Raw genomic sequence first — 25,211 nt, forward strand, 5'->3', positions numbered from 1 at the left:
GGTTTTAGTTTCTTGAAAATTGATATACTACATTGACATTTTTACCGCCTACATTAACGCGATCGGTTAGTTCAAAAGTCGCATCCGTGATGGGTCCCACTTGAAGCACATAGCCTTCCGTAACTTTGCGCGCTTTGGTTTCGTTAAGGATTTTCATTACAAATTGTCCTTCTTTGTTAATAAACCATGTAATGGGTGAATTGAATGCCATGCACGAAGCATTGTTTAAAGAAAACTCGCCTTTGTTGTTGTTGGAAATAAACCGCCATTGGCTTCCCACAAAGCATTGGGAATCCGCCAAGTCAAACGAAGTAATCTTAATAACCTCCGCTCCTGGATAAGAAACTTTTGTCAACATCCAATTGCCTTTCAAGGCGACTTCGGTTTTGTGGTCTAATCGGGTATTGGTTGCCATTTTGGATTTGCAAGCACTTAACAGCACCAACAACACCAAGGCATACATCATTTTTTTCATGGGTTGCTTTTTAAGGTTTAAAATCTACTACAAAAATACAACGCTCCCCTTAAAATTGGTTAGAATTTAACGTAACGTTAATGACAATGGACACTACGACAATTTGTCAGTTTAACAGGAATTGGTATTCTCTTTGATTATCAAAATGTATATTGTATAACTCAAAAAAATTGTGTACTATGTCAACAGGAAAAATCAATGTTTCCGTCGAGAACATTTTCCCTCTTATAAAAAAGTTTTTATACAGCGACCATGAAATCTTTTTACGCGAATTGGTGTCCAATGCCACCGATGCCACTTTAAAATTAAAACATCTTACCGGTATTGGAGAAGCTATCTTGGAGTATGGTAAGCCACAGATTGAAATTAAAATTGACAAAGATGGTAAAAAATTACACATCATCGACCAAGGATTGGGGATGACCGCCGAAGAGGTTGAAAAATACATCAACCAAGTCGCGTTTTCAGGCGCTGAAGAGTTTTTAGAAAAATACAAAGAATCTGCCAAAGATGCAGGAATCATCGGCCATTTTGGATTGGGTTTTTACTCGTCATTTATGGTTGCTGAAAAAGTGGAAATCATCACCAAATCCTACAAAGACGAACCTGCAGCACACTGGACATGTGACGGTAGTCCCGAGTTTACCTTGGTACCCTACAACAAAACCGAACGAGGCACGGAAATCATTTTACACATTGCCGAAGACTCCACCGAATTTTTGGAAGAATACCGTATCAGTGAATTGTTGCGTAAATACAACAAATTCATGCCGATTCCGATTAAATTCGGGACACGTAAAGAAGCTTTACCCAAGCCAGAGGATGCGGGTGACGATTATAAAACAGAATACATCGAGGTAGACAATATCATCAACAATCCTTCTCCTGCATGGACCAAACAACCTTCGGATTTGAAGGACGAAGATTATCAAAATTTCTACCGAGAATTGTACCCGATGCAATTTGAAGACCCGCTTTTTCACATCCACTTAAATGTAGATTATCCTTTCAACCTTACTGGAATTTTGTACTTCCCCAAAATGTCGCAGGAAGTTCAAATGCAAAAAGATAAAATCCAGTTGTACCAAAATCAGGTGTTTGTCACCGATAACGTAGAAGGAATTGTTCCTGAATTTTTGGGCATGTTGCGAGGGGTCATTGACTCGCCAGACATTCCGTTAAACGTATCGCGCTCTTATTTACAAGCCGATGGTAATGTGAAAAAGATTTCCAATTATATTACCCGTAAAGTTTCCGACAAACTCAAAGCTCTTTTTACTGAAAATCGCGAGGACTTTGAAAAGAAATGGAACGATATCAAAATCGTATTGGAATACGGGATGCTTACCGAACCTAAATTTTATGAAAAAGCAGGAGATTTTGTCCTTTACCCCACTGTGAATGAGGCCTACTATACGTTGACTGAATTGAAAGAGACACTCAAAGACACCCATACCGACAAAAATGGAAAATTGGTGATTTTGTATACTTCCAACAAAGAGCAACAACACAGTTACATTGATATTGCCCAAGAAAAAGGCTATCAAGTGCTCGTAATGGACTCGCCTATTGTGTCTCATTTGATTCAAAAATTGGAAACCGACAATGAGAACCTGACTTTTGCCCGCGTAGATGCCGATCATATTGATAAATTGATTCAAAAAGAGGACACAACACCGTCAAAACTTTCGGAGGAGGAACAAGAAAAGTTGAAGGGAATTTTGGAGAATGTCATCCCTAAAGCCAACTATACCTTGCAACTGGAAGCCATGGACAGTACCGCTGCTCCTTTCATTTTGACCCAACCCGAGTTCATGCGTCGTATGAAAGAAATGAGTCAAACGGGAGGTGGAATGATGGGCTTTGGCAATTTCCCTGAAATGTACAATGTGGTGGTCAATACCAATGCCGACTTGGCGACCCGTTTGTTGGAAACCGAAGGGGAAACCCAAGAAAAACTCATCAAACAAGCCTTGGATTTGGCTAAAATTGCCCAAGGTCTCCTCAAAGGAGAAGAACTAACGGCTTTTGTGAAACGTAGTTTTGAACAATTGGCCTAAAAAACTCAAAAAAAAGCGTTAAAAAAGCTGTCGCTCTTGCAGACAGCTTTTTTTATTGCACGACTTCGGCTATATTTAGCCCAATAATACTATTTTTTATGAAAAAAAATATAATCCTTTTGCTGATGACAATGGCTTCGCTAACTATCACTGCCCAGGAAGATCCCTACCTCGATTTGGAGGAAATCGATGGAAAAAAAGCACTTGAATTTGTCAATACCCAAAATCAGAAAACCTTTGCTGTACTCGAAGCTGAGAAAGAGTATGCTTCTTTGTATCAAAAAGCCTTGACGATATTAAATGCCAAAGACCGCATTGTATACCCTTCGATAACAGGCGATTATGTGTATAATTTTTGGCAAGATGCTACCCATGTGCGTGGAATTTGGCGACGAATGACCACGGCCGATTACAATGCGGGGAAATCCAATTGGGACATTCTATTGGACTTGGATGCCTTATCGGAGAAAGAACAAAAAAAATGGGTTTTTCATGGCGCCACACCTTTATATCCCGGGAATGGATTGTATTTGGTTAATCTTTCCAATGGCGGCGGCGATGCCCATGAAACGCGCGAATTTGATGTGCGCACCAAACAGTTTGTGCCCTACGGTATTTTCTTACCCGAAGCCAAAAGTAGCATTCAATATTGGGACGAAAATAATTTAATCGTGTCAACCGACTTTGGTCCAGGTTCATTGACCGAATCAGGATATCCCAAAATCGTGAAATGGTGGAAACGAGGCACACCACTTTCGGAAGCCAAAACCTTGCTTTCGGGTGATCCGTCTGACGTTTACAACAGTGGATCTGTTTTACGCGATGGGGAAACACCCTACCTACTCCTTAACAAAAGTCTTTCCTTTTACACACGTAAATCGTACATTCATCAAAATGGACAAAACCTCCTACTTAATATTCCTGATGACGCTTCGTTACTTGGAATCAAATTTGGAAAAGCGATTGTGGAACTCAAATCGGATTGGACAGTTGCTACTAAAACCTACAGCCAAGGAAGTTTGATTGCGATGGATTTCAAAGCCTTGCTCGAAGAGAAGCAACAAATAGAACTTTTGTTCAAACCCACACCAAATCAAAGTTTAGAATCGGTAGCGATGACCAAAAATCAGCTGTTGATTAACGTTTTAAACGATGTAAAAAGCGAGTTGTATCTGTTGTCGAAGGGGAAAGAAAAATGGTATCAAACGCGTGTTGATGCTCCGGCTTATGGCACCATATCGATTGTCAGTGCTAATCGGGAAAGCGATGATTTCTACTATAGTTTTGAGAATTTCCTCGAACCCACAACGCTTTTTGTTTACAATGTAAAAAACCGGAAATCAACGAAAGTTCAGGGGCTACCTGCTTTTTTCTCCGCCGACAAATACAAGGTGGAACAGTTTTTTGTCAAAGGAACTGATGGAAAAAACGTTCCTTATTTTGTGATATCCGCTAAAAATTTAGTGTTGAATGGAAAGAATCCAACTTTATTGTACGGGTACGGCGGATTTGAAGTGGCGATGCAACCTTTTTACAGCGGAACCATGGGGACGTTGTGGCTCGAACAAGGCGGCATTTATGTGTTGGCCAATATTCGGGGTGGTGCCGAGTACGGTCCTTCCTGGCATCAAGCTGGTTTGAAAGAAAAACGCCAACTCATTTATGATGATTTTACAGCTATTAGTCGCGATGTAATCAAACGCAAAATTACCAGTAACAAGCATCTAGGAATCATGGGAGGAAGTAATGGCGGTTTACTCATGGGAGTCGCTTTTACACAACATCCTGAGTTGTATAACGCCGTGGTATGTCAGGTGCCGTTACTGGATATGAAACGCTACAACAAACTATTGGCGGGAGCGAGCTGGATGGGAGAATACGGAAATCCTGATATTCCAGAGGAATGGGCTTATATTCAAAAGTATTCGCCTTATCACAATGTCAAAAGTGGTGTGAAATACCCTGAAGTGTTTTTTATGACCTCCACGCGCGATGATCGGGTTCATCCAGGGCATGCCAGAAAAATGGCGGCCAAAATGCTTGACCTGGGGTATCCGATTTACTATTACGAAAATACAGAAGGAGGACATGGAGGCTCGTCAACCAACGATCAACGCGCCCGGTGGAATGCCCTGCAATACACCTATCTTTTGAAAAAATTAAAATCCTAAAAAAGTACCTTCGGGTCTTTTTTTTATCGTTAAAAATTGTCGAACTTTACGCGAGGGATTGTTATGAATTTACAGATTGAAACGCCGGCTTTACTTTTTTCAGCAACCTCGTTGATTTTGTTAGCCTATACCAACCGCTTTCTAACCATTGCGCAAATCGTTCGTAGTTTGAAAAAAAATTACGATGAAAACCACAACAAGAGTATTTTGATTGAAATAAAAAACTTGAATCTACGACTCACGTTAATTCGGGCAATGCAGCTTTTTGGGGTACTCTCGCTGTTCTTGTCGGTGTTTGCTATGTTACTTTTGTATCTCGAATGGATGCTGGCGGGAATTTATCTTTTTGGAGCAAGTTTACTGAGCTTATTGATTTCATTGGGAATCTCCTTCTGGGAAGTTAGTATTTCGGTAACCGCGCTTCGAGTTCACTTAAAAGATCTATTGGAAGAAACCAAAAACAAAGCATAATGGCGTTAGATTGGCTTAATTTAATCCACGAACTTCCGCAAATTTTAGGGCAATTAAGCGGACTCATAAAAAGCAATCGGGTGCTCAAGGACCAACTTATTCGGGAGCTACGTTTGAATTTAAAAGCGTTTGAAACAGCCCAAAAGAGTAAGGTTATAAATTATGATAAATTATTGGAATTACTACACAACGAGCAAATACAGGCCGCTCGAAAACAACACTTTACATTTGATACTATTAAATCAGGGGAAGTAAAAGCGCAGCATGTATTTAATCCTAGAAACCAAAAATATATCGGGAGGGATTGTGCTTGGCTATTTAAAAATATTGACGAAAAAATAGAGGATCTCCGCATGCAAAAGCAATACCATGGGAGTTTGAATGCGCTCGCCGAACGCAATATAGCGCTTCAGTTTTCGAATTTGTTTTATAAATTAAAACTCACGGCCGATTTTATTGTGGATTAAACCTTTGCACAAAAAAAACATCCAATACAAAAATAATAACTGATGAAACGCCTACTTCTTTTTACCGTTACGCTTTGTAATCTTGCTGTATGTAAGGCACAAGAGCAAGAAAATCCTGAATTTATTGGAGAAAATTTCAGTCTGGAAGGTGCGCTTGCCCTTTTCCAAAAATCCCAATCCATCGAAGCTTTCGAACAAGCGCTCAATGCCGAAGACAATGGGGTCAACAACCTAGATTTAAACCTTGATGGGCAAGTAGATTACATAACCGTTACTGACTTTCAGGAGGGGGATACGCATGCCTTGGTGTTGAGCATTTATTTGAGTGATCAAGAAAAACAAGATGTTGCCGTTATTGGGATTGAAAAAACAGGACCTGAAAGTGCACAACTACAAATCGAAGGCGATGAAGCGCTGTATGCAACCAACACCATTGTAGAACCCCAAGAAGTATCCGAAACCATCAAAAGTAAAGGTCCGAATGGGATGCATTACGATGCCAAAGCGATAGGAGTCAATGTTTGGTTATGGCCAGTTGTTCGTTTTATGTACAGCCCAGGTTATGTAGTGTGGCGTTCGCCTTGGCGTTGGCGCGTATATCCTCAGGGATGGCGTCCGTGGCGTGTGGTCAGCTACAGTGTGTTTACAACCCGTTTTGCACCACATCGCTTGGTTTATCGTCGAGTACCTACACGAACGGTGGTAGTAGCGCATCGGGTGTATCGCCCCAATCGACGACATACGACCGCGGTAGTCAATAACCGAAGAGGAACGCGAGTGGTGCGCTCGACAACACCTCGAGGGACTACGGTTATTCGAAAAAACCGAACCCAAACGGGTCGAAGAAGATAAAGATAGCAATGAAAAATCCCGCCTTTTGAGCGGGATTTTTGAGCAGTGCAAGTGCTCACCAACCTAACAAAGTATAGAAAAATCTAAGTACTTTCAATAATTGTAAGAAAAACGGGCATGCCAATAGTAATGTTAAAAGGGAACGTTACCGCTAGTGCCATGGGTAAAAACAAGCCCGGATTGGCTTTGGGAACGGCAATTTTCATCGCAGCGGGAACGGCAATATATGAGGCACTCGCAGCCAGAATCGCCAACATAAAACGATTCCCTGCTTCGGCAACAAAATAATTCGACAACCATGCCACTGCACAGCCATTTATCAATGGGATAAAAAGCGAGAACAATAAGGCAAACTTTCCATGCTTGATAAAATCATTCAACTTTTCACCACTACTAATCCCCATATCGAGCAGAAATACCGCTAAGAATCCTTTAAACAAATCATTCGTGAAGGGCTTAATTCCTTGGGCTTGCTCTTCATTGGCCAAATACCCAATACACAAACTCCCAAGTATCAACAAAACACTGCCGTTAGTGAGCGAGTGCTTGATGATGCTTCCAATTTTGGGTCCCTCGCGTTCGGTTGTAAAAAAGCGGATCAAAATCACACCTACCACAATGGCCGGAGCCTCCATCAACGCCATAACAGCAACCATATACCCATTGAATTTATAATCGAGCATTTCCAAAAAACTCCCGGCCGTAACAAAAGTTACCGCACTCACCGATCCATAAGCGGCGGCAATCGCACCGGCATCATAAATCGAAAAGTTGCGTTTGAGGATAAAAAATGTGTACAATGGAATCGCAACTGCTGTGAGCAATCCGAGTGCAACGGCGCCCATAATTTCAGCATTAAACGTACTGTGTGACAATTCTTGACCTCCTTTAAATCCAATTGAAAATAAGAGGTAAATCGAAATGAACTTTGACGAATTTTGTGGAATTCGAAGGTCACTTTTCAATTGTACCGCTAAAACCCCAAGTAAGAAAAACAAAAGGGCTGGATTGGTCAAATTGTCTGCAAGTAGATGTAAATCCATAGGTTATTTTGTCGCCGCACGTTTTAGACGGTCGTTCATAGTTTTCCCCAAGCCTTCCTCAGGAAAGGGGGTAATAATTAAACAATCAAATCCTTGTTGATCCAATTCAAAAAGGGTTCGGTATAAGTGAGAGGCAACACGATCCAAAGCCTCACTTTCGGGCCATTGAATGGGGTGCAAACGCTCATGTACAAAAGTGAATGTAGGCGACAAAACTGCCGCTTTTCCAGCATGCTCCTCGACCCATTGTTTTGCGGTAGCCTCAGGCGTATCGGTCAGTATAACGGGCGTATTGGGGGCATAATGTTTGGGGAAACGTCCGGGAGTAAAAAATACCTTGTTGGGTTTATCGGCATAGTCAACCGAACCAATCACCGCTTCCAAGTCCTCCAAAGAGAGGGCTCCCAAACGGTACACGATGGCTTGGTCGTCTTCAAAACCAACAATGGTGGACTCCAATCCGGCTTGACTCGGACCCCCATCCAACACAAAAACCTCTTGATCTTCAAAATAATGGCGAACCATTTCGGCTGAGGTGGGACTGATTTTGGAAAAAGGATTGGCACTCGGAGCCGCCAACGGAAAGCCGCAGTTTTTTATCAACGCTAAAGTTAAGGGGTGTTGCGGCATACGTATCCCTACGCGATTGCTTTCGCCTGTGATCCACTCAGGAATTTGAGCACTTTTGGGGAGCAATACCGTTAGTGGTCCTGGCCAAAAATGATCCATCAATTGCTTCGCTTTATCGGGAAGGTGTGTCACTAGGGTTTCACAACGGGCCACCGAATCGACATGAACAATCAAAGGACTGGTACGCGGACGTTTTTTTAACGTATAAATTTTTTCAATGGCTTCTTGATTGTAAATATTGGCAGCCAAACCATACACCGTCTCGGTTGGAATTGCGACTACATTGCCACTTTCAAGCAGTAATTGAGCTATTTGAATGTCGGGTGTGTGCATGGGTTACGGGTTACAATAATCACAAAATTGGGGATCCTCTACTTCTTTTTGCAGTGGATAATATCGTTTTTCTTCAAACGAACAAGTATCGCAATGATAAAGGGCATACAAGGGCGAACGCGTTGGTTGTTTACACCAGCCACAAGGTAAACCCGATTCCATGCGTTGAATCGAAAATCCTGGTGCTTGGCATTGCGGACAAAGCGATAGCAGGGTATCGACTAAATTTTGAGTCGCTTTCGCAATGGCATTCATCCGCTTTGGGTTGAAATGGGCCCGCATGTCGGTTTCCACATAACAGCTTCCAAATTCCTGCTTCAAGCTTTGAAAATGCTGTACCAATACATCGTATTCTTGAACACCTTTGTATAAAGGCGCATACGATTGGTCGTCTTTTCGCACTATAACCGCGTGTTGGGGAAAACCTACTCGGGTAGCAAATGCTTCTAAATCTTCTTCATCTTTTATGTAAGCACCTGTAAAATTCGTATCACTTGTCCAATACCGCCCTGTGTATTCTCGGTTGTTTTGAAAATCGATGAGCAAAATCGTTTCATAATTGGCGGGAAGAAATGGACTAGAGGGATGAGCACCGAAAGACCCTTCGCTGGCAACTACAAGATCATACTTGTTCTTTTTCATAGCCAAGTTGCACTTGTCACGAAGGGTACTTATCACATCCTTTACCCGGGGAATTTCTCCGGAAAAAGTGCCTAAACTATCGGTGTTCAACGCGGTCGGAACGGTACAGGAAACTCCCAATTCCCGCTCAAGAATGGGAGCCATCACATGCTCTTTGTGATGGGCAGTAGCAATAGCAACCGTTCGTCCCGCAAATAATTTCATTATTCAAAAGATAAAGCGATATCACTTTTGATGACAATACACTTATGGTGGGCTTCGGCTTCTTTTACCGTTTGCTGCATCGTCACCAAAGCTTCTTCTAAGGCTTTGATTCGCTGGGTGCTGTGGGCACTATCTTCAATGTTGCGGATATCTTTACTAAACGCATCCACTTGATGATACTGAATCTTGTGATTAATCAACTTGGTCAATAGCTCACGGGCTTCATCCGGTTGAAAAACCCCATCAATTAAGGTCACTTGTGTCAAATCCATGGGCTATTTTTTTACATAAAACCAAACCAATTAATACACTCCCCGCTTCAGCCAATGACGACCACAATACATCTTGGAGCCACCATGAGACTGCTGCCAACAAAAGGCCACTGAGAATGAGATACCAAAGACTACGCATCAAAACCAAAATGAGTGTGAATACGAACCGAACCTGATTGTTCGCGCAAGGCAGCCGTCATATCATGGGCTGCGGTTTGTAAAGCTTTGATCCGCTGTTCACGGAACTTGATATCCTCTTCCGACATACTTACGGCAATTTTCTTTTCGTGAAACTTGATTTTCACGTCTACCAATTCCCGTAACAAAGCAATCGCTTCTTGGGGATCAAACTTTCCGTCGATTAATTGGAGTTCCATAACACTTATTGTCCTTGACCTAAAGAGTAAGCAGGTGTACCGTCAAAATGATACAAGTTTTCCGTTTTCACCACATCAATACCGTGTGCCTCAGCTTGCTGCAACAACACGATAATGTGTGCTTTAGACAACTCGCTTCCGTCTTTCATCTTGAAGCGACAACGCCAATGGTCGGTACAAAATGTTTCTGCAAATCCTTCAGGCCATACTTTGATTCCACGATTGGTGATCATGCTTAACTGAAGTCCACCGTCGTTTAATTTTTGAATCGACTCGGCCAACGTATCGGCAGAGGTTCCCGCCCAGTGTACAAATAAGTCTACTCCATGAAGTGTTTTTACTTGTGGCGCAGGACGCTTGTATGAAGGTAAGTTCATCGGTGCACCATCACGGTATTCTACAGCTTTCAATACCGATGGTTTCTGACCCAAGCGCGCAATGATTGCTTCAGAAAACGCTTTTGTCCCTACTTTTTGAGCACTTACGCCTTCTTTGAAAATATCATAAGTATGAATACCATCTTCAATGGTTTTTAACCAAGCATTTTGAATTTTTTCTGCTATAGCATTCTGACCCAAATGTTGCAACATCATGATAGCGCCTTGCAACAATCCCGAGGGGTTTGCCACATCTTGGCCTGCACGACGTGGAGCTGAACCGTGAATGGCTTCAAACATAGCACAAGATTCCCCTATATTAGCCGAACCTGCCATACCTACCGAACCTGCGATTTGTGCCGCAACATCGGATAATACGTCACCGTATAAATTCAAGGTTACAATAACATCAAAAGCCTCAGGCGTATCGGCCAATTTAGCAGCTCCGATGTCGATAATCCAGTGCTCATTTTCAATTTCTGGATATTCTACAGCAATTTCATCAAAAACCTTGTGAAACAATCCGTCGGTTTGCTTCATAATGTTGTCTTTGGTGAAACAAGTTACTTTTTTGCGTCCAAAAGCACGCGCATATTCAAAGGCATAACGAACAATTTTCTCACAACCAGGACGGCTAATCAATTTCAAACATTGAATTACCTCATCGGTTTGCTGGTGCTCGATACCTGCGTATAAATCTTCTTCATTTTCACGAATAATAACCACGTCCATTTGGGGGTGTTTGGTCGCAACATAAGGACTTAAAGATAAACATGGACGAACATTAGAATAGAGCCCCAAAAATTTACGGGTAGTCACATTCAAACTCTTATACCCTCCTCCTTGTGGAGTGGTAATCGGAGCTTTCAAAAATACTTTGTTATGGCGGATGATATCCCAAGAAGAAGCTGCAATCCCTGAAGTATTTCCAGATAGATAGACTTTCTCTCCCACTTCAATTTCATCATACTCCAAAGCGGCACCCGCTGCTTTTAATACCGCCAAAGTGGCATCCATAATTTCGGGACCAATTCCGTCACCTTTTGCAATCGTAATTCGTGTCATAATAAGTTTGTTTAACGTGGCAAAGGTGAAAAAGAAAGTTTATATATTTTTATTTATGTTTTAAATAATATGTATAAATTGTTTTATATGTTTAATTCCCGATAATCCACAACAAGACTGGTTTGGGTCCGGCCTGTAATTGGGCGTCCAAAATTCGCATAAAAGAATTAGATACTGCTGGACAGCCCCAACTCAAGGGACTCACCTCGGGATGGATTTCGGTATCGGAAACGGCATTCCACGAATGCAATACGACCACCCGCTCGACAGCCGAAGCATTGGAGGACTCGAGACCGTGTAGCCAATATTTAATTTTGATCCCCCATGCACTGGTATCCCGACGACCTATTTTGTATTTCCCTACCATACTGCAATGGCTGTTGACCCGTGTATCAAATTGTGCTTTTTCCCATTGCTGTGGATTGGGTGTAAATACATCACAACTCCCGTGGGTGACCAATTGGGCGTGCGTAATGGTATCTTTGGTAAAATCATACACAAAAAATCGATTCTTACCCGAAGGAATTCGCAAGTCTAAAAGATAATAGAATTGGGTACTCATACCCTTCTTTTGACAAAACGAAAGGGCTTCTTGATGATACGAAGCGTAAGAAGTCTTCGCCTGAATGGGTTCATTTTCCTCTTTTTTTACACATTGCATCAAAAAAATGGCGACAAAAATTACGATGCCTTTCATACGGTTGGTTTATTTATCTCATAACACCATTTTTCCCATTTTATTTAAACCTTGACTGTTAAATAAAGTCTAACATTTAAAACTTAACTATGGAACCCGCCATTCTTTGGTCGTTACGTTTGGGATTTAGCGCGCGTCAGGCTGAAATCATCCAAAAAATTGGAATTGCCGATTTTCTCCAAAAATCAGTTAAGGCGCCTTTTACCCAACAGCAACCTGATTTTTTGGCCACCGAACCCAAGTCTTTGGCTGAATTGCGTCAAATTCGGCAACAAATTAAAAACACCGAAGATCCCGATACCAAAGCTATGCTCAAAAAACAAATACAAAATGGTATCGCCTTAAAATCGTGGTGGATCAATGAAATACAAAACTCGTCCTTTCCGTTGCGGGAAAAAATGGTGCTGTTTTGGCACAATCATTTTGTAGCTACCCAACAAAAAGTAAAGGTGAATTGGTGGATTTACCAACACAATCAACTTTTGCGGGAAATGGCTTTTGGGAATTTTAAAACGTTGACTAAAGCCGTGCTGCAAACAAATGCCATGGTGCGGTATTTGGACAATGTAGATAACCAAAGGGGCGCACTCAATGAAAATCTTAGTCGCGAACTCCTCGAACTTTTTACGTTAGGCATTGGTCATTACACGGAAAATGATGTAAAAATGGGAGCCAAAGCACTCGCCGGTTTACATTTGGGTGAACACAAAGCCCAGTACCGTAAACGCTTGGAAGACCCCGATACAATTACTTATTTGGGAAAAACGGGACAGTTCAAAGTAGAAGATCTAGTCGATCGTATTTTTGAACAACCCGCCGTTCCTTATTTAATTACCCGAAAACTATTGCAATGGTTTATATACGATTCTCCCCCTGAGGAGCTGGTCACGTATTATGGCGATTATTTTCGAAGTGTTCAATTTGAAATACAACCGCTGCTTCAAAAGATATTGGTGGAAGAATATGCCAAACCCACAGCGGGAAGTAAGATTAAAAATCCGTTGGAGTTTATATTACAACTTCATGACGAATTACACATTTCAAATCCCAATGAAAACCTGCTTGTTTTTTTCTTGCGACAACAGGGTATGGACTTATGCAATCAACCCAATGTAAAAGGATGGATAGGCGGAAAAAGTTGGCTCACGTCTCAAATTTATTTACAACGTCAACATGCTTGCGACTTGCTTTGCCGTGGAAAAGAACTGAACCGCAGGGTATTGAAAGAACTACCTGAAACCCTTTCAAAAACGAAAACAGCACAAGAATACACTCCAAAAGTGGCCTTCAATCCCAACGACTCAGCCAGTGAAATAAAACAAAAAATGACCCAACGCTTGGTGTTTCAAGTAGATGAAGACCTTCAAAAACAAGTTGACGCGGTGCTCAAATATGATTTTAACGCCAAAGACCCCAACGCTCAAGAAGCCGTAATTCGATTGTTTTTAACGCTTGTCAAATCCCCTGAATTTCAACTCATTTAAGATGAATAGAAGAAACTTTTTAAGTCTTACGGGAACCTTTACGGGAGGAATATTGGTCCTTCCTGATTTTCTCCACGCATTAGGAACACAACCTCTTCAAAATCAAAAAGATTCATGTGTAGTGTTTATCCAACTCAATGGAGGGAACGATGGATTAAATACCTACATTCCTTTTGACCATCCTGGCTATTATGACTTACGCCCCCATATCGCTATTGCCAAAAATGATATTATTGGGAAAAGTAACGGAATGGGATGGCATCCGGCGTTGAAAAATTGGAATACCATTCAGCAAAATGGCGACTTAACGGTTATTCAAAATGTGGGCTATCCTTCGCCCAACCGATCCCATTTTCGCAGTCAAGAAATTTGGCAAACCGCTTCTGGAGCTCAAGAATACCTCACAGAAGGTTGGTTGGGTCGGTATTTGGATTTGCAATGTACTATAACCCAACCCACAGGAGGAGTCAATATTGATAGCATTGATAATTTAGTCCTCCGCGGTAAAGAACCCAACAGTATTACCGTGAAGGATCCTGCTCGTTTTCGAAGCAATGCTATTGGAGAAGCGACTCAACTCTCCACCAATCCGCAACTCGATTTTGTGCGAAAAATTGCTTCCTCAGTTGTTGAAGGTGCCGATGATATCCGGCGAGCCATAGCGGCTTCGCAAACTGAGGTAAGTTATCCAACGACGGCTTTGGGAAAAAATCTGGAATGGATTGCGCGATTGATCAAAGGAAATTTACACACCCATGTCTACTACACGTCCCAAAATGGGTATGATACCCACGACAATCAAAAGACTATTCACCAAAATAAACTCAAAGAATTGGATGACGCGGTGTTTGCTTTTTATACCGAAATCAAGCGGGCGGGATTGCTATCGCAAGTGACTTTGGTGGTATTTTCTGAGTTTGGTCGGCGGGTGCGCGACAACGGCAACGGGACTGACCATGGTACTGCAGCGCCCGTTTTTGTGATTGGGGGACACACCACAGGGAAAATTGTAGGGACCAATCCCAATCTTGACGACTTAGATCAAGGGGATTTAAAATTTGAAACGGACTTCCGATCGGTGTATGCGACTTTATTGCAACAAAAATTACAGCACCATCCCACATCGATTGGTATCACCCAAGCCCCACTCTCGGGAATCTTTCGCTAGGAAAAAATGTTTTTGTAGGTATACCATATATTCGAGTATCTTTGTCGGCTTTTTTAATTAAAAAATGACAGGAAAATCGATACTTAAAGGTGTTTTTTTGGTAGGCTTAGGGGCCTCCAGTTATGGTATGCTGGCCACTTTTGTAAAATTAGCGTACCGAGAACACTATACTACGGCCGAAGTTACCCTTTCGCAATTTGGGTATGGCATCTTAGGGATGGTGCTCATCAACGCCTTTCAAAAATACAAATCCCAAAAACCCGTTGAAAAAGCCTCTCCAAAAAACATTTTTCACCTCATGCTGGCAGGAACTTCGTTGGGGATGACCAGCGTTTTTTATTATCTCTGTGTCAAATACATCAATGTTTCTATTGCCATTGTATTATTAATGCAAACTGTTTGGATGGGTGTGCTTTTGGAATGGATTTTAGAAAAACGGAAACCTTCGCTACAAAAAACCCTTTCAGTGGGGATGGTACTGTTGGGAACACTTTGGGCGACCAATATAATAAATAGTGAATTTACCTTGGATTGGCGCGGGGTGTTATTTGGAATGTTGGCTGCTGCTTCTTTTACTACCACTATGTTTACCGCCAATCGAGTGGCGTTGGCCATTTCATCGGCGCAACGCAGTTTGTTTATGCTTCTTGGGGGCTCTTTGATTGTAATTGGATTTGCTTTAGCTACCCAAAACACACCCTTTCAGTGGGGTATCTTTCTCAAATGGGGTATCGTTTTGGCCTTTTTTGGAACCATCATTCCTCCATTATTGATGAATGCTGGATTTCCTATCACCGGAATTGGTCTCGGGAGTATTGTCTCGGCATTAGAATTACCTGTATCCGTATTGATGGCCTTCTTTATTCTCGATGAAAATGTGGTAGGACGGCAATGGCTGGGGATACTACTCATCCTTCTAGCCATCATTTTTATGAATATTTCATTTAAAAAGAAGTCTTAACAGACTACTACCATAATTTTCTAGGTAAATTAGTTGCTAAAATTGTTAAAATTTTATTATTTTGACAAATCTAAAAAAAACCAACATGACCCAACCTTGGCATTTATATGTTATGGCCCTATTGTATATTGTGGCTGGAATCAATCATTTTAGAAAACCAAATTTGTATTACAAAATCATTCCCCCTTTTTTTACCAATAAAAAATTCATCAATGAGATGACGGGCTTCCTAGAAATTATGTTGGGTATTGCCTTGTGCATTCCAGGATTTACAAGTCTCGCAGCAGCTTTTATTATCCTTCTATTGATTTTGATCTTTCCAGCCAATATCTATATGGTCACCTATTCTGAAGGGCGCTTGGGACTACCGCTTTGGTTGCTTTATATTCGTTTACCGTTGCAATTTGTATTAATGTATTGGGCATTTAGTTATATCGATTTTGAACAACTCTTTTTGTAAATTTGAGGGCACCAAAGGATAGCTATGGCCCTATTTGATTTACACGAACCAATTTACTTTTCAGTCCCCGATGCAGACATCTGTTTGTATCCGAACTTCATAGCTAGCGATAATGCGCAAGAATATTTTGACTTATTGTATACCCAAACGCCTTGGCGCAATGATCCCATTACAGTTTTTGGAAAAACCCATCCACAACCGCGATTAACGGCATTATACGGACATGAGGGAAAACCCTATGCGTACGCTAATGTGGTCATGCAACCCCATCCATGGACGCCTTTACTTACTTTTTTAAAAGAAGAAGTAGAGCTAATTGCCCACACCCAGTTTACCACCGTGTTACTCAATTTGTACCGCCACGGACAAGACAGCAACGGATGGCATGCCGATAATGAAAAAGAATTGGGTCGAAATCCCGTGATCGCCTCAGTAAGTTTTGGAGCCGAACGCGCTTTTCATTTGCAACACAATACCTTGCGGGAGGAAAAATTGAAAATCCCCCTAACTGCAGGTAGTTTACTCTTGATGCAAGGAACAACGCAACATTATTGGAAACACCAAATTCCGAAAACAGCACGACCCGTTGGTCCGAGGATTAACCTCACTTTTCGTGCCTTGAAGTAATGATTATGGAAAATTTTATAGCGTATTTTAGCACTATTCCTTCGTCACACCGCGCCGCATTGTTAGCCGGTGGAATTGCCTTCTTTTGGCTCTTTGAAAGTGCTACACCATTTATTCGTTTTACTTATTCCAAATGGCAGCATGCGAGTATAAACTTTTTTTTCACGGGAACAACCATTGTGGTGAATTTTGCGTTGGCCTTTGTATTGCTTCGCTCAGCGGATTATAGCGTTCAACATGAAATTGGATTGCTCAACCTTTTGCCCGAAATGCCTTCATGGCTGTTTTTACTTGTGGGCTTACTAGGGCTTGATTTTTTTGGGGCCTATTTAGCCCATTTTGTCGAGCACCGTTGGTATCCGCTTTGGCGTTTTCACCTAATACACCATACCGACACGTATTTGGATACCACTTCAGGTAACCGGCACCACCCTGGAGAAAGTGTGATTCGCTTTGCCTTTACCTGTCTAGGGGTATTGATTGTGGGTTGCCCGATGTGGTTGGTCTTTTTGTACCAATCCTTATCGGTAGTTATGACCCAATTTAACCATGCCAACATTGGCTTCCCCAAAAAATTAGACCGTTGGATGAGTTACTTTTTGGTCTCCCCCGACATGCATAAAGTTCACCACCATTACCAGCTTCCCTACACCGATAGCAATTATGGCAATATTTTTTCTGTATGGGACCGAATTTTGGGCACCTATCGTCATCTCGATCGAGAGCAAATCGTCTATGGGATTGATACCCATCAAGACCCGAATGAGCACAACAGGCTTTCTAATTTGCTGCAAATCCCTTTTCAACCGCTCAGAAAACCAACCCACAAACCCGAATAGACTTTTTTTTGCTTGAAAAAGCGACCCACGCCATCGTTTTACCTAAAAATTAACGCTTGTTCATAGCATCATGTGGAACGGTATTGCGAATTTTGACTATGCAATACAAGGAACTCACCGAAGCGCAAATTGACCGCATTATTGAAATGGCTTGGGAAGACCGCACACCTTTTGAAGCCATTACGTATCAGTTTGGGTTGTCTGAACAGGAGACAATCACACTCATGCGCCGTGAAATGAAACCCTCTAGCTTTCGTATGTGGCGTGCGCGTGTACAAGGTCGTGCCACCAAACATGCCCAACGTCGTGTGAAAGGAATTGATCGTTTTAAATGCACGCTACAGCGGCAGATAACCGGAAATAAAATCTCCAAACGCTAAACCAACAGGATATTTTTTTTACATTCGTTAGGTAATTTTATCCTATGAAAACACGGTTTATCCTCGCATGCTGCTTGTTCACTTTTTTAATACAAGCCCAAAGCACCTTTAGTGCGCAAGAAATTGAAATTAACACCTTACTTAAAGGAACTTTAATCGTCCCTGCAACTCCTGACGCATCGAATACCTTAGTCATTTTGATCGCTGGATCGGGACCGACGAATCGCAATGGGAATCAGCCGGGGATGCTAACCAATTGTTATAAATTTTTAGGACAAAGTCTCGCCGAGAAAGGAATTTCTTTTTTTAGTTATGACAAACGTATCATCGCACAAGTCATTCAAAAAACAATGGATGAAAAAGCACTCCGATTTGATGATATAGTCACCGATGCAAAAGCCATACTTCAGTATTTTTTGAATCAAAAAAAATACTCAAAAATCGTACTTATCGGGCATAGTGAAGGTTCATTGGTAGGTATGTTGGCCGCGCCCTATGGAGCCGATGCCTTTGTTTCACTAGCTGGAGCCGGTCGTGCCGCTGATGCTATTTTGATTGAACAACTAACCCGAAACAATCCCGAACAAAAAGAAGGATTGCGTCAATGTCTCGATGCGCTAAAAGACACGGGGAAATGGTCTTGTGATGTCGCTATTCCGGGTATGGAAAGCGTTTTTCGTCCTAACGTGCTTCCCTATTTGCGCTCGTGGTTTGTTCACAATCCAGCCAACATTATCAGTGAGCTGCGGATGCCAATTTTGATTATCAATGGCGATAAAGATTTACAAGTTCCCGTGGAAGATGCAGCATTGTTAAAAGCCGCCAAACCAGAAGCAGTCTACGCCATCATTCCCAACATGAATCATGTGCTTAAAAATACGCCCGATGAAAAAGCCAATCGGCAATCGTATGCCGACGGAAAGTTGCCCATCGAACCGCAACTGACGGAAGTTATCATGGGTTTTATAAAAAAATTGTAACAAAACGAGGATTTAGCCTACCAATGGCATAAATAGTATTCGATGAAACAATTTTTATTTTCCTTAGTAGCCGCTCTGATGCTAGCTGGCTGTGGCTCCTCGACTCCTACGGTAGCCAAGAAAAACAATGTGGTGGTACATCTTGATTTGGTTAACATTACCGAGGATAAAGTTGCAGTCAGTGTGACGCCGCCTACCTTAACCGAGACCGAAATTGTATACCATCTGCCCAAAATTATCCCTGGAACCTATTCGGTAGATGATTATGGAAAAATGGTTGAACAGTTTAAAGCCTACGACGCACAAGGAAAAGAACTTCCTGTTCAGGCGTTAAGTACCAATTCATGGCAAATCAAAGAGTCGCAAAAATTGGCCAAAGTAACCTATCTCGTAAATGACACCTTTGATAACGAACGCGGTGGTGGTTTTGGTGGTGGTATTTTTTCTCCAGCAGGAACCAATATCAATGCAGGCAAAAATTTTATGATTAACCAGCATGGTTTTGTGGGTTATTTTGAGGAAAAAAAGGATATTAACTACGAGTTAAAAATTACCCATCCCGACAGCATGTTTGGTGCTACATCGTTACTTGACACCGATGCTTCGGCAACATCTGATGTATTCCTTGCCGAGCGCTACAACGAATTGGTAGACAACCCCATTATGTATGGAAAACCAGACTTCACCTCTTTTCAGGTAGATGGCATGGACATTTTATTCAGCGTATATTCCCCCAATGCCAAACATAGTGCTGCCGTTTTATCACCCGCTATCGAAAAGATGATTCGCGCACAAAAGAAATTTTTGGGTCCGGTTAACAACAATAAAAAATACACCATTCTCCTCTACTTATCGGAAACCGACAAACCCGATGCGCGTGGATTTGGAGCTTTAGAACACAACACCTCAACCACCGTAGTATTTCCCGAAATGATGCCCGCTGAGGCCCTTGGAAAACAATTGATTGATGTGGTTTCGCATGAGTTTTTTCATATCGTAACGCCACTCGGTGTGCATTCGCATGAGATTCACTATTTTGATTTCAACAACCCCAAAATGTCACAACACTTATGGATGTATGAGGGGGTTACCGAATATTTTGCCAACCTGTTTCAAGTCAACCAAGGACTTATCTCGGAAGAAGATTTTTACAAACGAATGGCCAATAAAATAAGCGAAGCCAAACGAATGAATGATACGATGCCCTTCACCGAAATGAGTCAGAATGTGCTCACCGAACCCTACAAATCCCAATACTTAAATGTATACAGCAAAGGAGCGTTGATCGGGATGTGTATCGACATTATCATTCGTGAAAAGAGTAATGGGACACGAGGTGTTTTGGACTTAATGCAAAAACTAACCGAAAAATACGGTCCTTCTCGTCCGTTTTTGGATGCCGAATTATTTGACGAAGTAACGGCGATGACCTATCCTGAAGTAGGCACTTTTCTTCGCACCCATGTATCGGGAAGCACGCCAATTGATTATGCTAGCTATTTTGCCAAAATGGGCGTTGGTAAAGGAAAGATTAAAAAACCTGAAAATGTGTTATTTTTAAAACGCACGCCTTGTATTACAGCCAATAGCAACAAAGAAATCGTTGTGCGTAATGATACCGATTTATCGCCGTTTATGCAGGAAATTGGATTGAAAGCCGACGATATCATCACGGGAATTGATGGTAAATCGTATACGATGGATGCGATCGGTCCTTTGATGGATGCCGTTCAAAAATGGAAAGAAAATGATTCCGTTACCCTAACCGTAACGCGCGGCGGTAAACCATTGACATTAAATGGAAAAGTAGTATTTTCATATGTCGAAAATGAAGGATATATGACCCTTGATCCTTCCAAAAATCAATTAAAAACATCCTGGCTAAAAGGATAAACTTGAATAGACCCTTTGCGAAAGTCCTCAATTTGATTATCGAATTGAGGATTTTTTTTCATCTTTGCGAAAAATAAAATCATGCGAAAAATCAGTATTTGTTTACTTGCATCAGCCCTTTTCATTAGTTGTACCAAGGAAAAAAAACCAATCGATGGATTGGAATTATCGGGAACCATCAAAGGTTTTAAAAAAGGAACCCTGTATATTCAGCGCATAAAAGACGATTCAATCTTAGTACCCATAGATTCGATCAAGTTTGAAGGAACTTCTGAATTCAAGACCCATATTGACCTCAAACATCCTGAAATGCTCTATTTATTCATTGACCGAGGGGTGAGCAATTCGGTGGACAACAACCTTCCTTTTTTCGCCGAACCCGGTGCGATGACGGTGGAAACAACTTTGGATTATTTTACGGCAGACGCTGTGATAAAAGGTTCGAAAAATCAGGAGTTGTACGACCAATACAAGGTTATGATGTCGCGATTGATTGATAAGAATTTAGAATTAATTCAATTAGGGTTAATCGCCAAGAAAGACAATAATTTACCCCGTTTGGACAGTATTCAAAAGGAACAGGATGAAAACTTGAAAAGACGCTATTTGATAACGACCAACTTTATTGTCAACAATAGTAATTACGAAATAGCACCTTATATTGCCTTGGCTGAAATTCCGGATGTTTCGCTTAAGTATTTGGATACGATTGATAAATCGATGAGTTCCAAAATCAGTAAAACGAAATACGGTAAAAAACTGAGAACCTATGCCGAGGAACGTCGAAAATTAGGAGAATAAAATAAACGGTCGATGGCCGTTTTTTTTGTATCTATGGGTTGACGTTTGTCACTGTATTATCTAAGTGTCGCCGCAAACGATTGGGCGCAGTAAAATCTTCTTCCACGGGGGTAGCCACGCCATTAACCACAGGCCCTGTAAATTTTCGAGGGATGCCACGGCGTTCGTCTACATTGGGTGTCATAGGGTCATCTACTGCAGCTCCATTAAAAGGATAATAGTAGGTAACTCCATTGACTACATAACTTCTTTCGAACTTAGTTAGATATGCATCATTATCATCATCAATATCAACCATGTTGGCTCGACCATCACCATCAGAATCATAATTTCTAGGATTGTCGCTCCAATTGGTTAATGGAAAAGCACGTTCATCACGAGACAAGATTCCATCGCGGTCGTGATCTCGATAACGTACTTCAATCAATTTAAAAGAGAAAATAATGGGAGAATACGCTGGAATGTTGGTAGTTGCATTATTATAATACCCTAAACCAGAAGGCAGGAACATCACTCCAGCCCCATAATTATTAAACTGAATGGGTTGCCCAGGAACAGCCGAATAAGTCCCTGATTTGAAATTTGGAAACACATGTCCCCATCCTGGAATTAATGACTCTAAAGCAAACCAATTGGGCGTCACCGCTTGATCAAAGACGTCTAAATTCAACTCGATTCCTTTGTAAGCCACATGAACTGAATCAACTTGAGTTGGCCTTTTCTGTGTTCCTTCACGAAACTTGATGAAATACAATTTGTAGCTGATATTATCTTGAGCAATCAAGGTATCGCGTAAGGGATATTGGGTTTGATTTCGAATAGAAGTTTGCGTCCCATTTTCGGGGATCTCATAAAACTCTACGTCAAAAGTAGACGGATTCACTTCCATATAATGCGTATCCAAAAAATCATCGATGGCTGCAATGTCGGTGGCATATTGTTCGGCCCGATCGCGAACTGGAATTGTAGGCGTACTCTCTTTTGAACATGAAGAGCTTATAATGACCAAGGCAAAAGCCCACAACGTAAAAATTTTAAAACGCATAGAAATTACTGTATTTGTGGCGTGCAAGATACAATATTGATTTATTTTTGTAAACTATTTAACGTAGTTTTTACCCTGTTTATGAGAGTTGACAAATACTTGTGGTGTGTGCGCTACTATAAATCGCGCAACTTAGCTACGGAAGCTTGCAAAAAAAATCAAGTTCAGGTCAATGGGCAGGTTGCCAAAGCCTCCCGTGAAGTGTATCCCGGCGACCGAATTCAGTTTCGCAAAGACCAAATTCAGTACCAAATCAGCGTATTGGATCTACCCCCAAATCGTGTAGGCGCCAAACTTACCGACATTTATCGCAAAGACGATACACCGGCTGAAGCTTTTGCCCATTTGGAAATGCTCAAACTCTCCAAAGAACACTACCGAAAAACAGGAGTAGGTCGCCCTACCAAAAAAGACCGCCGCGACTTGGATGAACTGACGAATGATTCTTGGGATGATGAAGATAATGACGAATAAATACTGGCAAGAACGCTATGAAAAAGGCGATACGGGTTGGGACATGGGTGCTCCCTCACCGCCCTTGAAAGCGTATTTGGAACAAGTGGAAGACAAAAATAAAGCACTACTCATTCCCGGAGCCGGTCATGGGTATGAATTAGAGTATGCGTTATCCCTCGGATTTACGAACATCACCGTATTGGATTATGCGGAAGCTCCGTTGCAAGCTATTCGAAATCGCCTTGCTGAAAATGAGCGCTTTCGCCTGGTGCAATCCGATTTTTTCGAGCATCAAGATTCCTATGATTTGATTTTAGAACAAACCTTTTTTTGTGCGCTTTCGCCTTCCTTACGCAGTGATTATGTGACGCACATACATCGGTTGTTGAAATCGGGGGGCAAATTGGTCGGACTTTTATTTCAATTCCCGCTTACTGAGTCGGGACCGCCTTTTGGGGGATCGATTACAGAATATTTGGAACGATTTGAACCTTTGTTTTCAATTCAAACCCTGGAAACGTGCTACAATTCGATTCCACCCCGCCAGGGAAACGAACTCTTTTTTATCTTTAACAAAAAATAACACAACTGCCTCATGAACGAGCACCGCATTTTGGACCACCAACAAATTGAGCATACATTAAAGCGTATTGCCTATCAAATTTATGAAACCTTTGTTGCAGAAGAACATATCGTACTTGCGGGAATAGCCTCCAACGGGTATATCCTTGCCGAACGATTGGGAGCCATTCTTGAGTCGATTTCGCCATTGAAAGTAGAATTGTGTGCGGTGAACATGAATAAACAAGCCCCTTTAGAACCCATCACTACTTCTTTGGCACCTGAGCAGTATGCACACAAAGGAATTGTGGTTGTTGATGATGTTTTAAACTCGGGGAGTACGCTGATGTATGGCGTAAAACACTTTTTAAATGTGCCTGTAAAAAAATGTAAAACGGTTGTACTTGTTGATCGTAATCACAAAAACTATCCGATAAAAGTAGACTTTAAGGGGATTTCTCTGTCGACTTCCTTACAGGAACATGTGACCGTCGTTTTGGAAAAAGAATCATACGCCTTCTTGAGCTAACCACTGGCGAATCTCCATCACGATTTCCTCGGGGGTTTTACCATCGATAGTAACAATGAAACGCGACTGTAGATAATAGTAATTGCGGTCAAACAAATGCTTGGCAATGTACTCTTCGAGTTCGGCCTCAGGTAGGTTTTGAATAAGAGGTCGTTGTGCTTTTTGCGATTGTAAGCGCTGGGCTAAGGTAGCAACACTGCCTTTAAGGTATACCGAGTAAACTTGCTCGCGTTGCAACCACTCGTGATGATTGTAATAACAAGGTGTTCCTCCCCCTGTGCTCATGACAAAAGAATCAGGGGACTGCATCCATTGCGAAAAAGAGTGATGTTCTAACTTTCGAAAAGCCAATTCCCCTTTTTCGGCAAACAGAGTAGGTATTGAAATTCCTGCTGCTGCTTCAATTTCGTAGTCAAGCTCCACAAAAGCACAACCCAATTGTTGGGCCAACAACGCCCCAATGGTGGACTTACCCGACCCCATATACCCTGTTAAAATGACTTTAAACATAGACTAAATCCTTAGCAATTAAGGCCTTAAGTTACGAACTGAAAAAAAGGTAAATTTATAATAAAATTGGTTTGAAAAATTAATTAAATCGCCTTATATTTGCACCCGCATTCATGAAATGTGAACGACTCGATAGCTCAGTTGGTAGAGCACAACACTTTTAATGTTGGGGTCCTGGGTTCGAGCCCCAGTCGGGTCACAAATTCAGAGACGTTGCGATGCAACGTCTTTACTGTTTTAGATGATAAGGCCTCGTGGAGAAATTGGTAGACTTGCCATCTTGAGGGGGTGGTGCTGAAAGGCGTATGGGTTCGAATCCCATCGAGGTCACAAAATAAAAACGCAACTACTTTATTTTTAAGTAATTGCGTTTTTTTTGTT

28 protein-coding genes and 2 tRNA genes are annotated in these 25,211 nt (G+C 41.7%); 20 read left to right on the forward strand and 10 right to left on the reverse strand.

Features of this window, described 5'->3' with window-relative positions; all coding sequences use genetic code 11:
* Window positions 1–4 precede the first annotated feature (4 nt).
* Window positions 5–475, reverse strand: a complete 471-nt coding sequence (locus ABWO12_RS04190; protein WP_353087492.1) for a lipocalin family protein — start codon at window positions 473–475, stop codon at window positions 5–7.
* Window positions 476–654: 179 nt separating this feature from the next.
* Between ABWO12_RS04190 and htpG the strand changes: the two genes are divergently transcribed.
* The 5 genes from htpG (at window position 655) to ABWO12_RS04215 (ending at window position 6,496) form a co-directional block, all read left to right on the forward strand.
* Window positions 655–2,535 carry a molecular chaperone HtpG gene (htpG, locus tag ABWO12_RS04195; protein WP_353087494.1) on the forward strand — a complete coding sequence of 627 codons (1,881 nt, stop codon included), beginning with the start codon at window positions 655–657 and terminating at the stop codon, window positions 2,533–2,535.
* A 98-nt stretch (window positions 2,536–2,633) separates the two neighbouring features.
* Window positions 2,634–4,706 carry a prolyl oligopeptidase family serine peptidase gene (locus tag ABWO12_RS04200; protein WP_353087495.1) on the forward strand — a complete coding sequence of 691 codons (2,073 nt, stop codon included), beginning with the start codon at window positions 2,634–2,636 and terminating at the stop codon, window positions 4,704–4,706.
* A gap of 63 nt (window positions 4,707–4,769) precedes the next feature.
* Window positions 4,770–5,177: a DUF2721 domain-containing protein gene (locus ABWO12_RS04205; RefSeq protein ID WP_353087497.1), complete on the forward strand. Its 408-nt coding sequence runs from the start codon at window positions 4,770–4,772 to the stop codon at window positions 5,175–5,177.
* Complete coding sequence (locus ABWO12_RS04210; RefSeq protein WP_353087499.1) at window positions 5,177–5,644, forward strand: hypothetical protein; 468 nt, start codon at window positions 5,177–5,179, stop codon at window positions 5,642–5,644. Before ABWO12_RS04205 ends, ABWO12_RS04210 begins: the two co-directional genes overlap by 1 nt.
* 42 nt (window positions 5,645–5,686) lie before the next feature.
* Window positions 5,687–6,496: a hypothetical protein gene (locus ABWO12_RS04215; RefSeq protein WP_353087500.1), complete on the forward strand. Its 810-nt coding sequence runs from the start codon at window positions 5,687–5,689 to the stop codon at window positions 6,494–6,496.
* Window positions 6,497–6,579: 83 nt separating this feature from the next.
* On the opposite strand, the gene ABWO12_RS04220 is transcribed toward ABWO12_RS04215, so the two are convergent.
* From ABWO12_RS04220 to ABWO12_RS04250, 7 genes are all read right to left on the reverse strand, one after another.
* Window positions 6,580–7,539 carry a sodium-dependent bicarbonate transport family permease gene (locus ABWO12_RS04220; RefSeq protein WP_353087502.1) on the reverse strand — a complete coding sequence of 320 codons (960 nt, stop codon included), beginning with the start codon at window positions 7,537–7,539 and terminating at the stop codon, window positions 6,580–6,582.
* Window positions 7,540–7,542: 3 nt separating this feature from the next.
* Window positions 7,543–8,502 (reverse strand): L-threonylcarbamoyladenylate synthase, encoded by a 960-nt coding sequence (locus ABWO12_RS04225; protein WP_353087503.1) that lies wholly within the window; start codon window positions 8,500–8,502, stop codon window positions 7,543–7,545.
* Window positions 8,503–8,505: 3 nt separating this feature from the next.
* The gene (locus ABWO12_RS04230) at window positions 8,506–9,348 is read right to left on the reverse strand and encodes a DUF6671 family protein (RefSeq protein WP_353087505.1); all 843 of its coding nucleotides are present in this window, start codon (window positions 9,346–9,348) and stop codon (window positions 8,506–8,508) included.
* Window positions 9,348–9,620 (reverse strand): hypothetical protein, encoded by a 273-nt coding sequence (locus tag ABWO12_RS04235; protein WP_353087507.1) that lies wholly within the window; start codon window positions 9,618–9,620, stop codon window positions 9,348–9,350. The genes ABWO12_RS04230 and ABWO12_RS04235 overlap by 1 nt, the downstream gene beginning before the upstream one ends.
* 131 nt (window positions 9,621–9,751) lie before the next feature.
* Window positions 9,752–9,997 (reverse strand): hypothetical protein, encoded by a 246-nt coding sequence (locus tag ABWO12_RS04240; RefSeq protein WP_353087509.1) that lies wholly within the window; start codon window positions 9,995–9,997, stop codon window positions 9,752–9,754.
* A 5-nt stretch (window positions 9,998–10,002) separates the two neighbouring features.
* Entirely contained in the window at window positions 10,003–11,439 is a 1,437-nt protein-coding gene (locus tag ABWO12_RS04245; protein ID WP_353087511.1) for an NADP-dependent isocitrate dehydrogenase, read from the reverse strand.
* 91 nt (window positions 11,440–11,530) lie between these two features.
* A complete protein-coding gene (locus ABWO12_RS04250; RefSeq protein WP_353087513.1) occupies window positions 11,531–12,136 on the reverse strand; it encodes a murein L,D-transpeptidase catalytic domain-containing protein in 606 nt (201 codons plus the stop codon).
* An 89-nt stretch (window positions 12,137–12,225) separates the two neighbouring features.
* On the opposite strand from ABWO12_RS04250, the gene ABWO12_RS04255 reads away from it, so the two are divergent.
* From ABWO12_RS04255 to ABWO12_RS04300, 10 genes are all read left to right on the forward strand, one after another.
* The gene (locus tag ABWO12_RS04255) at window positions 12,226–13,620 is read left to right on the forward strand and encodes a DUF1800 domain-containing protein (RefSeq protein WP_353087515.1); all 1,395 of its coding nucleotides are present in this window, start codon (window positions 12,226–12,228) and stop codon (window positions 13,618–13,620) included.
* A gap of 1 nt (window position 13,621) precedes the next feature.
* The gene (locus ABWO12_RS04260) at window positions 13,622–14,788 is read left to right on the forward strand and encodes a DUF1501 domain-containing protein (protein ID WP_353087517.1); all 1,167 of its coding nucleotides are present in this window, start codon (window positions 13,622–13,624) and stop codon (window positions 14,786–14,788) included.
* A 64-nt stretch (window positions 14,789–14,852) separates the two neighbouring features.
* Window positions 14,853–15,749, forward strand: coding sequence for a DMT family transporter (locus ABWO12_RS04265; protein ID WP_353087518.1), 897 nt, complete (start codon window positions 14,853–14,855; stop codon window positions 15,747–15,749).
* Window positions 15,750–15,834: 85 nt separating this feature from the next.
* Window positions 15,835–16,209, forward strand: a complete 375-nt coding sequence (locus ABWO12_RS04270) for a DoxX family protein (RefSeq protein ID WP_353087520.1) — start codon at window positions 15,835–15,837, stop codon at window positions 16,207–16,209.
* 24 nt (window positions 16,210–16,233) lie between these two features.
* Window positions 16,234–16,836 (forward strand): alpha-ketoglutarate-dependent dioxygenase AlkB family protein, encoded by a 603-nt coding sequence (locus ABWO12_RS04275; RefSeq protein WP_353087522.1) that lies wholly within the window; start codon window positions 16,234–16,236, stop codon window positions 16,834–16,836.
* A gap of 5 nt (window positions 16,837–16,841) precedes the next feature.
* Window positions 16,842–17,675: a sterol desaturase family protein gene (locus tag ABWO12_RS04280; protein ID WP_353087523.1), complete on the forward strand. Its 834-nt coding sequence runs from the start codon at window positions 16,842–16,844 to the stop codon at window positions 17,673–17,675.
* Between the two features lie 98 nt (window positions 17,676–17,773).
* A complete protein-coding gene (locus tag ABWO12_RS04285) occupies window positions 17,774–18,055 on the forward strand; it encodes a TIGR03643 family protein (protein WP_353087552.1) in 282 nt (93 codons plus the stop codon).
* Between the two features lie 44 nt (window positions 18,056–18,099).
* Window positions 18,100–19,035, forward strand: a complete 936-nt coding sequence (locus ABWO12_RS04290) for an alpha/beta hydrolase (RefSeq protein ID WP_353087525.1) — start codon at window positions 18,100–18,102, stop codon at window positions 19,033–19,035.
* Between the two features lie 42 nt (window positions 19,036–19,077).
* Complete coding sequence (locus tag ABWO12_RS04295) at window positions 19,078–20,928, forward strand: M61 family metallopeptidase (protein WP_353087527.1); 1,851 nt, start codon at window positions 19,078–19,080, stop codon at window positions 20,926–20,928.
* 81 nt (window positions 20,929–21,009) lie between these two features.
* Window positions 21,010–21,729: a DUF4369 domain-containing protein gene (locus ABWO12_RS04300; protein ID WP_353087529.1), complete on the forward strand. Its 720-nt coding sequence runs from the start codon at window positions 21,010–21,012 to the stop codon at window positions 21,727–21,729.
* Between the two features lie 31 nt (window positions 21,730–21,760).
* Here the strand turns inward: ABWO12_RS04300 and bamM are convergent, their stop codons facing one another.
* Window positions 21,761–22,774 carry a BamM family beta-barrel-assembly machinery protein gene (gene bamM, locus ABWO12_RS04305; protein WP_353087531.1) on the reverse strand — a complete coding sequence of 338 codons (1,014 nt, stop codon included), beginning with the start codon at window positions 22,772–22,774 and terminating at the stop codon, window positions 21,761–21,763.
* An 81-nt stretch (window positions 22,775–22,855) separates the two neighbouring features.
* Between bamM and ABWO12_RS04310 the strand changes: the two genes are divergently transcribed.
* Genes ABWO12_RS04310 through ABWO12_RS04320 form a run of 3 tightly spaced genes read left to right on the forward strand, consistent with a single transcriptional unit; the run spans window position 22,856 to window position 24,320 of the window.
* Window positions 22,856–23,248, forward strand: coding sequence for an RNA-binding S4 domain-containing protein (locus ABWO12_RS04310; protein ID WP_353087532.1), 393 nt, complete (start codon window positions 22,856–22,858; stop codon window positions 23,246–23,248).
* Entirely contained in the window at window positions 23,226–23,813 is a 588-nt protein-coding gene (locus tag ABWO12_RS04315; protein ID WP_353087534.1) for a methyltransferase, read from the forward strand. The genes ABWO12_RS04310 and ABWO12_RS04315 overlap by 23 nt, the downstream gene beginning before the upstream one ends.
* A gap of 12 nt (window positions 23,814–23,825) precedes the next feature.
* A complete protein-coding gene (locus tag ABWO12_RS04320) occupies window positions 23,826–24,320 on the forward strand; it encodes a phosphoribosyltransferase family protein (RefSeq protein WP_353087536.1) in 495 nt (164 codons plus the stop codon).
* Here the strand turns inward: ABWO12_RS04320 and ABWO12_RS04325 are convergent.
* Complete coding sequence (locus tag ABWO12_RS04325) at window positions 24,300–24,830, reverse strand: shikimate kinase (RefSeq protein WP_353087538.1); 531 nt, start codon at window positions 24,828–24,830, stop codon at window positions 24,300–24,302. The two genes, ABWO12_RS04320 and ABWO12_RS04325, sit on opposite strands and share 21 nt — an antisense overlap.
* A gap of 126 nt (window positions 24,831–24,956) precedes the next feature.
* Between ABWO12_RS04325 and ABWO12_RS04330 the strand changes: the two genes are divergently transcribed.
* Window positions 24,957–25,029 (forward strand) — tRNA-Lys (locus ABWO12_RS04330).
* Between the two features lie 49 nt (window positions 25,030–25,078).
* A tRNA-Leu gene (locus tag ABWO12_RS04335) sits at window positions 25,079–25,160 on the forward strand.
* Window positions 25,161–25,211 lie beyond the last annotated feature (51 nt).

The organism is Flavobacterium sp. (genome assembly GCF_040379285.1).
GTDB lineage: Bacteria > Bacteroidota > Bacteroidia > Flavobacteriales > Flavobacteriaceae > Flavobacterium.